Origin of the sequence: Sulfitobacter noctilucae (assembly GCF_000622365.1) — a bacterium.
Lineage (GTDB): Bacteria > Pseudomonadota > Alphaproteobacteria > Rhodobacterales > Rhodobacteraceae > Sulfitobacter > Sulfitobacter noctilucae.
The window spans coordinates 129,715-141,685 of the sequence record NZ_JASC01000003.1; the positions used below are offsets into that span (position 1 = coordinate 129,715).

Here is an 11,971-nt window from a genome sequence, read left to right on the forward strand (position 1 = left end):
CGTCCCATTGCGCTTGGGCCAAGACATGTTAGCTTTGCGCAAAAGCAGATGAGGCGGTTTACGATGTATAAAAGAATGCTCACCGGCGTGGCCGCTGCCTTGTTGATCAGCACGGCCATTGTTCCCCGAGCCGCCGCACAGTCCGAAGCGGGTGGATATCTGGCGGGTCGGCATGCCGCGGTCAACAGCGACTTTCGCGAGGCTGCACGCTTCTACACCCAGGCACTTGCGCAAGACAGTGGCAACGTCGAACTGCTGGAAAGCACGGTGCTGTCGCTGATCTCGCTTGGTGAGTTGGAGAAAGCGGCACCTTTGGCGCGGATGCTTGAGGAAAAAAACCAGACCTCGCAGGTCGCGCGGTTGGCAATGATCGCGGATATGGCGCAATCCGAAGACTTTGCAGCTCTGATCTCAAGTGAGACCACAACAGACGGGATCGGCCCTTGGGTTGACGGGCTTGTCAAAGCCTGGGCGCAGGTCGGTGCGGGCGATGTCACCTCTGCGCTGGCATCTTTCGATGCGTTAAGCGAAGAAGCGGGTCTGGAAGGCTTTGTGATGTACCACAAGGCATTGGCGCTGGCGAGCGTCGGTGATTACGAAGGGGCCGAGGCGATCTTTGCCGCGACAGGGGCTGGTGCTGCGGGCCAGACACGCCGGGGGGTGATGGCGCATGTCGAAGTGCTGGCACAGCTTGAGCGATACGAGGATGCGCTGGAAGTCCTAAGCACAAGTTTCGGTGACGCCACGGATCCCGAGCTGGAGCGTATGATCAGGATCCTTGAAGCGCGTGAACCGATGCCCTTTACCCATGTCGAGGATGCAAAATCCGGCATTGCCGAGGTTTTCTTTACTTTCGCGGCGGTGCTGCGTGCTGAATCAGCGGCAGATAACTATGTCCTGCTCTACGCCCGCATCGCGCGCTATCTACGCCCGGATCATGTGGATGCGCTTTTGCTGACGGCAGGGTTGTTGGAAACGCTTGATCAGAATGCATTGGCGATCGAGGAATACGGCTCTGTCTCCGCCGATGACCCTGCCTTTCATGTTGCTGAATTAGGTCGGGCAGATGCCCTGCGTCGAAGCGGCAAAGACGATCAGGCTATCGAGGTTCTTCAACAGCTGGCCCGTACCCATGGTGATCTGGCAGTGGTGCATTCCACCTTGGGCGATATGTTGCGGGGACAAGACGATTATGACGCGGCCATCGCCGCCTATGACCGTGCGATCGAACGCGCCCCGGAGACAGCACCTGTACGATGGGTGCTCCACTATTCGCGTGGTATCGCGAACGAACGCGCTGGCAATGACATCGAAATGGAAGCCGATTTCCGTGCCGCACTCGCACTGAACCCCGAACAGCCGCAGGTTTTGAACTATCTCGGCTATTCGATGGTCGAACAGAACCGCAATCTCGAAGAAGCGCTGAACATGATCGAACGCGCGGTCGCTGCCAGCCCCAGCAGCGGATACATCGTCGACTCGCTGGGCTGGGTGTTCTATCGGCTCGGCCGCTATGAGGAAGCTGTGGTCCAAATGGAACGCGCGGTCGAGCTTTTGGCAGTCGATCCGGTGGTGAATGACCATTTGGGTGACGTCTATTGGGCGGTGGGCCGAAACCGCGAGGCCGAGTTCCAGTGGAGCCGCGCATTGTCCTTTATCGAAGAGGACGACGCGGATGGCGAAGCGGACCCCCTACGCATCCGGCGCAAGCTCGAGATCGGATTGGACGCGGTGTTGGAAGAAGAAGGCGCGCCACCCCTGAAGCTGAGCAATGACATCTAGAGGCTTTGCACCGGCCAAGATCAATTTGGCGCTGCATCTGACGGGTCTGCGGGACGATGGCTATCATCTGCTCGACTCGCTTGTGGTATTTGCCGATGTCGGTGACCGCATTGAGGCCGTGCCGGATGACACCCTATCCCTGACCGTCGCTGGCCCTTTTGCCAAGGGTGTGCCTGTAGATGGCAGCAATCTGGTTTTGAAAGCGGCACAGCGGTTGCGCGATCTGCGCGGCCTGACCAGAGGGGCGGCGCTTCACCTTGATAAGTATCTGCCGCATGGTGGCGGTATTGGCGGCGGTTCTTCCGATGCGGCGGCCACCATTCGCGTTTTGGCGGACCTATGGGATGTGCACCCGCTGACAGCGCAGGAAGCGCTGCCCTTGGGCGCTGACATTCCGGTCTGTCTTGCCGCGCCCCGGCCCATGTTCATGCGCGGCATCGGTGATGTTCTTGAGCCGGCGAATGGTGTGCCCGAAGGTTGGCTGGTCCTCGTCAATCCCGGTGTTCCAGTTTCGACGCAGGATGCGTTCAAGGTGCATGATGCGTTGTATCCAGTGGAAAATCCGCCGTTAGCAGACTTCTGGTTCGATAAGGATTTGGTCAAATTTGAAACCTGGCTTTTGGGGGAGCGCAATGATCTGACCAAGGTCGCGTGTGACGACCAGATTGCGCCAGTTATAAGCAAGGTTCTGGAGTCGCTACAAAGCTACACAACCATCGCGGAAATGTCGGGGTCGGGCAGCACATGCTGGGGGTGGTTCCGCACACGCAAAGCCGCCGAAGATGCTGCTGATGGCTTGTCTCGCCAGCACCCTGAATGGTGGGTGCAGGCCGCGGGGATCACCGGGTCTAGCTGATCCGGCTCACCACATAATCGGCCAGATCAATCAGCATGTCCTTGATGTCGTGGGCGGGCAGGGGGGCGAGTGCTGCCTTGGCCTTGTCCGCCCAAGCCAGTGCATCCTGTCGCGTCGCAGCCAATGTGCCGTGCTTGTCGAGCAGCACCAAGGCGTGATCAAGATCGCCATCTTCCTGACGGCCTTTTTCAATGGTGCGCACCCAGAAAGCGCGCTCTTCGGCATCGGCTTTTGCAACGGCTTTGATCACTGGCAGTGTCAGCTTGCGCTCGCGGAAGTCATCGCCCACATTCTTGCCCGTCGCACCAGTATTGCCCTGATAATCCAGAAGATCATCAACAATCTGGAACGCGATCCCAAGCGCATCTCCATAATCGAACAGTGCTTGCACCTGAGCATCCGGCGCTTCGGCGATGACACCGCCGACCTCTGTCGCTGCGGAGAAGAGCGCGGCGGTCTTGCCACGCACCACTTGCAGGTAAACGCTTTCATCCGTTGCCAGATTGCGCGCCGCCGTCAGTTGCAGCACCTCACCTTCGGCAATGGTCGCCGCGGCGTTTGACAAAATCTGCATCACCCGCATCGACCCCGGTTCAGTCATCAGCTGAAAAGATCGTGCAAAGAGGTAATCGCCCACCAGCACCGAAGACTGGTTGTCCCACAACAGGTTCGCCGTCGGCCGCCCGCGCCGCTGTTCGCTTTCGTCTACCACGTCGTCGTGTAGCAGTGTCGCAGTGTGGATAAACTCAACGGTGGCAGCCAGGTGCACATGGTAAGGGCCGTCATAGCCGCACATCCGCGCCGCTGCCAATGTCATCAGGGGGCGCAGACGCTTGCCTCCGGCCTCAACCAGATGCGCGGTCACTTCGGGGATGCGCGGCGCGTGTTTTGACGCCATCCGCTCGCGGATCAACGCAGTCACCTTGTCCATGTCGTCGGTCAGATGCGCGGCGAGGCGATCATGGGGTTTGGCGATTGTGTCCGTGTTCATCCAGATGACCCTATCTGTTGCTTACTGCTGTGGCTCGACAAAACGGGCAATATGGCCCACACCGTTGATATGAAGGAACTATTACGCACCACAGACATGACGATTATTGCCTTTGCCCAAGCGCTTCTTCGGGGGGAGGATATAGACTGCTTCGAGATGGACGTAAACATGAGCGTCCTTGAGGGCGGCATCGGAATTTTTCCGCGCCGATTGATGGTGCACCCCGATCAACATGATGCGGCGACACGTGTGTTGCGTGACAACGACATCCCGTTAGGCCTGTGACCGAATTGGACGAAGGCGATCTGACCCACGATGCCTTTCTGGGTGGGCTGCTGCACCTCTACCAGTCCCGTCAGGGGTATCGCGCCGGAATTGATGCGGTTCTCCTAAGTGCTTGTGTTCAAGCGAAAAAAGGTCAGCGCGTGTTGGAGCTGGGCTGCGGTGTCGGTGCGGCGGTGCTGTGCCTCGGGGCCCGCGTGCCGGGGCTTGTGCTAACAGGGGTCGAGCGGGATCCGCGTTTTGCAGCCCTTGCACGTCGTAATGGCAAGGAAGGGCTGGAGGTCGTTGAAGCGGATCTTGCCGCGTTGCCTGCCGATCTTCGCCAGCGACAATTTGACCACGTTCTGGCCAATCCGCCCTATTATGACAGAGCGGCCTCTGTTGCATCGGACGATGCAGCGCGCGAGGCTGCACATGGCGCAGAAACGCCGCTTGCGGTTTGGGTCCGCACGGCGGCCAGGCGGTTGGCCCCGAAAGGCCAGATGCATTTTATCCATCTGACAGAGCGCTTACCGGACCTTCTGGCGGCTTTGCCTTCGGGGATGGGCAGTGTCGAAGTACAGCCTTTCGCATCGCGAGAAGGCCGCGCACCCGATCGCATCATTTTGCGGGCGCGTAAGAACGGGCGTGCGGCCTTTAAGCTGCACCCCACAAAGGTACTGCATAACGGGAATCATCATATAGGTGGGCCTGACAGCTATGAGCCGGAGATTGCGGCGGTCCTTCGTGACGGGGCCGCGCTGGATTTTTAAGCGGCGTTAAGCGGATAGTAACCAACTACCGGCCTATGCTGCACAGCGGCGTGACAGAAGCGCCCGTTTATGATTCACTCAAGATCTAAACATTCATCATGGAGGATTATATGGCTCTTACTGCACATCTGGAGACCCTCAAGCGGAAGCACCAGGCGATGAGCGAGGCCGTCGAGACGGCACAACGCGCCCCCGGTGTCGATGATCTGGAAGTTGCAACCATGAAGAAAGAAAAGCTGCGGTTGAAAGAGGAAATCAGTCGGCTTTCGAGTTAGGTTAAAGTTTTCTGACGACGGCTGGCGCGTGCAGCGATCAAAGCACCGCCAGTGATTAACAGCGTCGCCCAAAGCAAATTCATGCTTGGGGCGGCCACTCCAGCCAGTACCAGCACCAGCGTCGAGAGCAACGGTGCCGCATAAGAGCTTGTTCCAAGCAGTTGGATATCGCCCTGCTTGACCCCTATATCCCAGACGAAAAATGCCAGCCCGACGGGGCCAAGGCCCAAACCCAGCACTGACGCCCAGCCAAGCGCTGTATCAGGCAGGACCGTCTGCTCGAACATCAGATGCAGCGGCAATGACAGCGCGGCGGTGGCAAGACAGAACACCGCAACAGTGGCCGTCGGCGCGTCACCCAAACGGCGTGACAACACGGAATACCCGGACCAGGTCAGCGCACAGAGAAACGCGAGCGCGTAGCCGCCGGCGTATTGCGAGGCAAAGCCCGCGTCACCGCCGAGCAAAAGCACCCCTGCACCGATAAACCCGATAGCCGCGCCAATCAAATGCCCGGACCGCAGACGTTCCCCCGGCAGCAGACCAGAGAAGATGACGATCAGTAGCGGCCAGAGATAGGCAATCAAGCCCGCTTCAGCAGCGGGTGCCAGACGCAACGCCGAGAAGTACAGCGCATGGTAGCCGAAAAGTCCAATGGTCCCAAAGAGGTATACCTTGAACGGTATCCGCCGCAGATTTGGTAGTGCACCGGTCGCGCCTGCCCAGATCAGCCCCAGCGTTCCGCCGATCGCAAAGCAGAGCGTGTTCAGTAACAGGGGCGGCACGGGGGCAGAGCCAACAGTAAAAAGCGCGAGCAGCGCCCAAAGCAGCACAGCGATAAAGCCGATGGCGGTGGCGCGGTTCTGTGTCATGTGGGTTATTTCCTGTCCAGCATGCGCATGGCGTTCGAGATATGCGCGGTCTTGTCTATTTCACGGAAAATCCATTGACGAAAGGCTTCGATTTGGGGGCGTGTCTCGCTGCCTTCGGGACAGAGAAACCGGAACCGGGCACCCGTTCCCAGGGCGGTGCCGTAAGGGGCCACCAACCGCCCCTCTGCTAGGTCCTTAATCACCAAAGCGCGGCGGCCAAGGGCAACGCCGGTACCGGCGAGGGCTGCGTCAAGGGCGTGATCTGCCTGTGAGAACTTTGGCCCGTTTGGGATCAAAGGCGGGATACCCATCGCCTTTGACCATGCGGCCCAATCGGTAGGCGGGTCTAGAAAATCCATCGATTCGTCCGTCAGCAGCACCGCAGAGGAAAGACTGGCGGGAGTGGGGTATTTGCTGGCCAGTTCCGGCAGCATCACAGGCGTGACCCATTCTTCTGCAAGCGGGATCGAATAAAGCCCCGGATCGGGTCCGTAGCCAAAGCGGATCGCCACATCGACATTGTCCCGCGCCAGGTCCATCGCCCGTAGCGAAGCCGCAAAGCGCAGTTCGATCTCGGGATGTTCCTGCGCGAATTCAAACAAGCGCGGGGCCAGCCATTTGGCGGTAAAGGCTGGGCCTGCCGTCACCGTCAGCGATTGGTGGTCTTGTGTGCGCTGCGCCGCACGCCAGCCGCGGGTCAGCAACTCGAAGGCCTCTTTGGCATCAGGTGCCAGGGCGCGGCCCGCATCCGTCAACTCTACTGCGCGGTTGAGGCGATTAAAGAGAGAGGCCCCCAAATGATCCTCCAGCGATTTCATTTGGAAGCTGAGGGCGGCGGGTGTCACGTTCAATTCTTCGGCTGCTTTGGCAAAGGACATATGCCGCGCTGCAGCGTCAAAGGCGCGAAGGGCGGTGAGGGGGGGCAAGTGTGCAGGCATGTCAGTTAAGTACAGCTTAACTTAATCGTTGGAAAGTCTCGTTTGTCAGATGGCAGGCATAGGCGCATATATATCTCAATTGAGAAACACTGATGCCACAGCGCAAAGGATTTGAGCCATGACCGAGGCGACGACAAACCGAATAACCCGCAACGCAATGTTGAACGCACATGAAGAACGTGCCGCCGCGATGAAGGCCGCATGGGCTTGGTTCCGGGGCAAAGCTTCCCGCTGAAGTCTGCAGGCTTCTTACGGGATAAAAAAAGGGCGGCTCGTTCAGAGCCGCCCTTTTTATTGGCAGTGCGCCAGATCAGACAAAGAATTGCGCACCGTTGGCCGAGATGGTCGAGCCGTTGATAAAGCCCGCGTCATCGGCCACGAGAAATTTCACCGCACGCGCGATTTCTTCGGGTTCGCCAAGACGGCCCGCAGGGATCTGTGCGATGATGCTTTCACGCACTTTTTCAGGGACGGCCATTACCATATCCGTGCCGATATAGCCGGGGCAGATTGCATTGGCGGTGATGTTGGCGCGTGCGCCTTCCTGGGCCAGGGATTTGACGATACCCAGATCGCCTGCTTTGGTCGCGGCATAGTTCACCTGGGCGAATTGACCCTTCTGACCGTTGATCGAGGAAATCACAACGATCCGACCGAACTTGCGCTCGCGCATGCCGGGCCAGACGGGGTGCACAGTGTTGAACACGCCGGTAAGGTTCGTGTCGACCACCTCGTGCCATTGTTCGGGCGTCATCTTGTGGAAAGGGGCGTCGCGGGTGATGCCCGCATTTGCAACGACCACTTCGATCGGGCCAAGGTCGGCCTCTACTTTGGCAATACCTTCTTTGGAGCTGTCATAGTCAGCCACATTCCACTTGTATGTCTTGATGCCCGTCTCTTCGGTAAAGGCGGCGGCGGCATCGTCGTTGCCCGCATAGGTCGCAGCAACGGAATAACCTGCTTCTTTCAATTCTTTGGAGATGGCGGCACCGATACCTCGGCTGCCTCCGGTTACAAGTGCGACGCGGGACATAGGTTTCCTCCGGTTGGTAATGTTATTGCTTCTTGTATGTTGAGCGCGCAACTATGTTGCGCGCTCAATCTGTTTAGGGGCGCTCAAGGCACATGGCAACACCCATACCGCCACCGATGCACAAAGTGGCCAGACCTTTTTTGGCATCGCGACGCTTCATCTCAAACAGAAGGGTATTTAGGATGCGCGCACCGGAGGCGCCGATGGGGTGCCCGATGGCAATCGCACCACCGTTGACGTTGACGATTGAAGGGTCCCAGCCCATGTCTTTGTTCACGGCACAGGCCTGTGCGGCAAAGGCTTCATTCGCCTCGACCAGATCAAGGTCTTCGGGCTTCCAGCCGGCTTTTTCCAGCGCTTTGCGGGAGGCATAGATCGGGCCAACGCCCATGATCGACGGGTCCAGACCCGCAGTGGCATAAGAGGCAATTCGCGCCAGCGGTTCGATGCCGCGCTTTTCGGCTTCATCAACGCTCATGAGCAAGGCGCCCGCGGCACCGTCGTTCAGGCCCGACGCATTTGCTGCGGTTACGGAGCCATCCTTGGTGAAAGCGGGGCGCAGTTTCTGCATTGCTTCCATAGTGGCACCGTGGCGGATGTATTCGTCCTGATCCACAACGATATCGGCTTTGCGCCCGGGCACGGTATAGGCGACAATCTCGTCGGCAAAACGGCCAGCCTTTTGCGCGGCTTCGGCCTTGTTCTGTGAAGCGACAGCGAATTCATCTTGCTGGTCGCGGCTGATTTGCCATTTCTCGGCAACGTTTTCGGCTGTTTGGCCCATGTGGTAGCCATTGAACGCGTCCCAAAGGCCGTCTTTGATCATCGTGTCGATCAGCTTCATGTCGCCCATCTTTTGTCCGGCGCGCATGGATTGTGCATGAGGGGACATGGTCATGTTTTCCTGACCACCAGCTGCGACAATGTTGGCATCGCCCAACTGGATATGCTGGGCACCCAAAGCAACAGCACGCAGGCCGGATCCGCAAACCTGGTTGATTGACCACGCAGCAGCTTCCTGCGGCAGACCGGCGTTGATGTGCGCCTGACGTGCGGGGTTCTGCCCCTGCGCGGCGGTCAGCACCTGACCCAAAATGGTTTCCGAGACATCTGCGGCATCAACACCGGCGCGGGCGATGAGTTCTTTTAGCACGGCAGCACCCAGATCATGGGCGGGGGTGTTGGCGAAGGCCCCCCCAAAACTGCCGACGGCGGTGCGTGCGGCGGATGCGATGACGACATTAGTCATAGATGTGCGTTCCTCTTTGCTTGGCAGAGGAACAAGTGACCCGCCGTGCAACTTTGGCACTGCGCGACTCCCCCACCTTCTGCGGGAAAGTCTACATGATGCGCTTCTGACCGGCAACAACGCCGGTTTGCCGTTGGGGGTCAGCCGGCCTGCGCATGCGCTTTGGGCAACCACGCAGGCTGCGTTGTTGGAGCGCTGAAAAAATACCCTTGTAGACAGTCGACGCCCATTTCTGTCAGCAGTGCCGCATCAGCGGCGGATTCGACGTTTTCCGCCACCGTCAGCATGTCGAAATGTACAGCGATGGACAGGAGCGCTGCGGTGATGGCGCGGTTGTCGGGATTGCCAGCAATGCCTCGTACGAATTGGCCGTCAATCTTGAGGATGTCGAAGTAGAAGTCCTTGAAATAACGGATTGCGGTATACCCGGCACCGAAATCATCCAAGGCAAAACAGACACCATGGGGCTGAAGTTCGTCCATAAAATCGACGACAAGCTCCGGCACCTGCATGGCAGACCCTTCCGTAATCTCCAAGATCAGGCGTTCACCCAAAGTAGGGTCTTGTTTCAGATGGCGGTGCAGCATTTTGTTCCATGCGCTGAATCCGATGGACCGGGCGGACATGTTGATTGCCAAGCGCAGGCCGGGGTTCTGGCGCAAAGACTGAAGCCCCATGCGCAGGGCCAGCACGTCAATTTCACGGCCCAACTCTGTATCTTCAATTGCAGGCATGAATTCGCGTGCCGGAATCACGCGTCCGGTGGGGTCGAGAACGCGAATCAATCCTTCGTAAAAGGCAACTTTGCTATGGTTGCTGGCGCGCATAACCGGCTGGTAGGCCAAAAGGGTCTGCCGGTGGGCAACAGCCTCGGACACCATTGAAATCGTGTCGTTGTCTCGCTGGGAAACAGCAAAGCTAAGCGGATTATCCGCCCCCGGCGGGACATCGGCACGAAGACGTTTGAAACGGCTGACCACGGTGATTTACTTTCGATTGTTGCGCAGCCAACATGGCGGCGAAGTGATAATTCGGTGTTAAAGCCGGAATTTGTGATGATTTGTAACCGTCCCGACATGGACCGGTTCTGACACAGCGGAGAGCGATGATGGAGCGATGCGGCTGGGCAGGGCCTGAAGAGATTTACGAACGTTATCATGACACTGAATGGGGCGTGCCCGAATATGACAGTCGCGCCTTGTGGGAAAAGCTGATCCTTGACGGATTCCAGGCGGGGCTAAGCTGGATCACGATTCTGAAGAAACGCGAAAACTTTCGGTCAGCATTTAAGGGTTTCGATCCGAATGTGATCGCCGGCTGGGGAGAGCCGGAAGTGCAGCGTTTGCTGGGCGACGCGGGGATCATTCGCCACCGGGGCAAGATCGAGGCTACGATCACCAATGCCCGTGCCTGGCAGCGGGTTGAGCAGCGCGTGGGGTTTGACCGTTTCATGTGGGGTTATGTCGGCGGCACCCCGTTGCAGAACGCCTGGCCGACGTTGGCAGATGTCCCTGCCAAGACGGCGTTGACCGAAAAAATTTCAAGGGATTTGAAGAAAGAGGGGTTTAAATTCTGCGGCCCGACAATTGTCTATGCGTGGATGCAGGCTTGCGGGTTGATCAACGACCATCTGGTAACCTGCCCGCAGCGCGCCACCTGTGCGACACTCGCCAGACAGGAGCCTGTATTATGACCCAAAACCCCGATGCCAATACAGCCACTGCCAAGGCATTCTACGAGATGATGTTCAATGAGCGTCGGCCGCGTGCAGCCATCGAGCAGTTTGCGGGCGATGTCTATATCCAGCACAACACCCATGTGGGCGACGGCAAGGAGGCGTTCATCGCCTATTTCGAACGGATGGCCGCCGACTATCCCGGCAAACATGTCCGCTTTGTGCGAACGGTTGCCCAGGATGATCTGGTCGTATTGCATTGCCATCAGACCTGGCCGGGTTCAGATGATTATGCCGGTATGGATATCTTTCGGTTCGACGGGCATGGTAAAGTGGTAGAGCATTGGGATGTGTTGCAGGTCATTCCGGATCATTCCGTGAACGATAACGGGATGTTCTAAGGCCTGCCTGATCGTTACCCCTTCAGCATCTCGGTTTGGCCCATTGACTCCTCACCGTACCGCCGTATAAGCGCGACTTCATTGGTGTTGGTGGGCCTCGCAAGAGGACTCCTGTCGGGCTTCGGCCAGAGGACAACGCCCTTTACCGTCCCTCGGGACACTTTAAAGGAGAACAGCCGTGACCAAACGCACCGCTGCCAAGCACAAACTCGATCGCCGCATGGGCGAAAACATCTGGGGCCGTCCAAAGTCACCAGTCAACCGCCGCGAATACGGCCCCGGCCAGCACGGCCAGCGCCGCAAGGGCAAGATTTCCGACTTCGGTATCCAGTTGCGCGCCAAGCAGAAGCTCAAGGGCTACTACGGCGACCTGACCGAAAAGCAGTTCCGCCGCATCTACGGTGAAGCCGAGCGTGTCAAAGGCGATACCGGTGAGAACCTGATCGGTTTGCTGGAGCGTCGCCTGGACGCGGTTGTCTACCGCGCGAAGTTCGTGGCGACAGTTTTCGCCGCACGCCAGTTCGTGAACCACGGCCACGTCCGTGTGAACGGCAAAAAGGTGAACATCCCTTCCTACCGCGTTAAAGAAGGCGACGTTGTAGAAGTGCGCGACCGTTCCAAGCAGATGGTTGCCCTGCTCGAAGCCACACAGCTGGCCGAGCGTGATGTGCCCGATTATATCGACGCAGACCATTCCAAAATGACCGCGACCTTCGTGCGCACGCCTGCGCTGGGCGATGTGCCATATCCGGTCATGATGGAACCCAACCTCGTCGTGGAATTCTACGCGAAGAACTAAGCTTCGCCGAACACTTCCAAGCCAAAACGAAAGGCTGCGACGGGAAACCGCCGCAGCCTTTTGCGT

14 protein-coding genes are annotated in these 11,971 nt (G+C 58.4%); 8 read left to right on the top strand and 6 right to left on the bottom strand.

Annotated elements, in window-relative coordinates; all coding sequences use genetic code 11:
• Positions 1–63 precede the first annotated feature (63 nt).
• Entirely contained in the window at positions 64–1,782 is a 1,719-nt protein-coding gene (locus tag Z945_RS0102995) for a tetratricopeptide repeat protein (RefSeq protein WP_025050637.1), read from the top strand.
• Positions 1,772–2,638, top strand: coding sequence for a 4-(cytidine 5'-diphospho)-2-C-methyl-D-erythritol kinase (locus tag Z945_RS0103000; RefSeq protein ID WP_025050638.1), 867 nt, complete (start codon positions 1,772–1,774; stop codon positions 2,636–2,638). The genes Z945_RS0102995 and Z945_RS0103000 overlap by 11 nt, the downstream gene beginning before the upstream one ends.
• On the opposite strand, the gene Z945_RS0103005 is transcribed toward Z945_RS0103000, so the two are convergent.
• Positions 2,631–3,629 carry a polyprenyl synthetase family protein gene (locus Z945_RS0103005; RefSeq protein ID WP_025050639.1) on the bottom strand — a complete coding sequence of 333 codons (999 nt, stop codon included), beginning with the start codon at positions 3,627–3,629 and terminating at the stop codon, positions 2,631–2,633. The two genes, Z945_RS0103000 and Z945_RS0103005, sit on opposite strands and share 8 nt — an antisense overlap.
• Positions 3,630–3,698: 69 nt before the next feature.
• Here Z945_RS0103005 and Z945_RS0103010 point away from each other — a divergent pair, with 69 nt between their 5' ends.
• From Z945_RS0103010 to Z945_RS20210, 3 genes are all read left to right on the top strand, one after another.
• Positions 3,699–3,914 carry a putative signal transducing protein gene (locus Z945_RS0103010; protein ID WP_025050640.1) on the top strand — a complete coding sequence of 72 codons (216 nt, stop codon included), beginning with the start codon at positions 3,699–3,701 and terminating at the stop codon, positions 3,912–3,914.
• Positions 3,911–4,663, top strand: a complete 753-nt coding sequence (locus tag Z945_RS0103015; RefSeq protein ID WP_025050641.1) for a tRNA1(Val) (adenine(37)-N6)-methyltransferase — start codon at positions 3,911–3,913, stop codon at positions 4,661–4,663. Before Z945_RS0103010 ends, Z945_RS0103015 begins: the two co-directional genes overlap by 4 nt.
• A 110-nt stretch (positions 4,664–4,773) precedes the next feature.
• On the top strand, positions 4,774–4,938 hold the full coding sequence (locus Z945_RS20210) for a YdcH family protein (RefSeq protein WP_081780940.1): 165 nt from the start codon (positions 4,774–4,776) through the stop codon (positions 4,936–4,938).
• On the opposite strand, the gene yddG is transcribed toward Z945_RS20210, so the two are convergent.
• The 5 genes from yddG to Z945_RS0103050 form a co-directional block, all read right to left on the bottom strand.
• Positions 4,935–5,810 (bottom strand): aromatic amino acid exporter YddG, encoded by an 876-nt coding sequence (gene yddG, locus Z945_RS0103025; RefSeq protein WP_025050642.1) that lies wholly within the window; start codon positions 5,808–5,810, stop codon positions 4,935–4,937. The two genes, Z945_RS20210 and yddG, sit on opposite strands and share 4 nt — an antisense overlap.
• Before the next feature lie 5 nt (positions 5,811–5,815).
• A complete protein-coding gene (gene gcvA, locus Z945_RS0103030) occupies positions 5,816–6,748 on the bottom strand; it encodes a transcriptional regulator GcvA (protein ID WP_025050643.1) in 933 nt (310 codons plus the stop codon).
• Positions 6,749–7,058: 310 nt separating this feature from the next.
• A complete protein-coding gene (gene phbB, locus Z945_RS0103040; protein ID WP_025050644.1) occupies positions 7,059–7,781 on the bottom strand; it encodes an acetoacetyl-CoA reductase in 723 nt (240 codons plus the stop codon).
• A 73-nt stretch (positions 7,782–7,854) separates the two neighbouring features.
• Positions 7,855–9,030: an acetyl-CoA C-acetyltransferase gene (locus Z945_RS0103045; protein WP_025050645.1), complete on the bottom strand. Its 1,176-nt coding sequence runs from the start codon at positions 9,028–9,030 to the stop codon at positions 7,855–7,857.
• 140 nt (positions 9,031–9,170) lie between these two features.
• Positions 9,171–10,010 (bottom strand): EAL domain-containing protein, encoded by an 840-nt coding sequence (locus Z945_RS0103050; protein WP_025050646.1) that lies wholly within the window; start codon positions 10,008–10,010, stop codon positions 9,171–9,173.
• Between the two features lie 128 nt (positions 10,011–10,138).
• Between Z945_RS0103050 and Z945_RS0103055 the strand changes: the two genes are divergently transcribed.
• The 3 genes from Z945_RS0103055 (at position 10,139) to rpsD (ending at position 11,905) form a co-directional block, all read left to right on the top strand.
• A complete protein-coding gene (locus tag Z945_RS0103055) occupies positions 10,139–10,723 on the top strand; it encodes a DNA-3-methyladenine glycosylase I (RefSeq protein ID WP_025050647.1) in 585 nt (194 codons plus the stop codon).
• Entirely contained in the window at positions 10,720–11,106 is a 387-nt protein-coding gene (locus tag Z945_RS0103060; protein WP_025050648.1) for a nuclear transport factor 2 family protein, read from the top strand. The genes Z945_RS0103055 and Z945_RS0103060 overlap by 4 nt, the downstream gene beginning before the upstream one ends.
• 178 nt (positions 11,107–11,284) lie before the next feature.
• Positions 11,285–11,905: a 30S ribosomal protein S4 gene (gene rpsD, locus Z945_RS0103065; protein WP_025050649.1), complete on the top strand. Its 621-nt coding sequence runs from the start codon at positions 11,285–11,287 to the stop codon at positions 11,903–11,905.
• Positions 11,906–11,971: the final 66 nt, after the last annotated feature.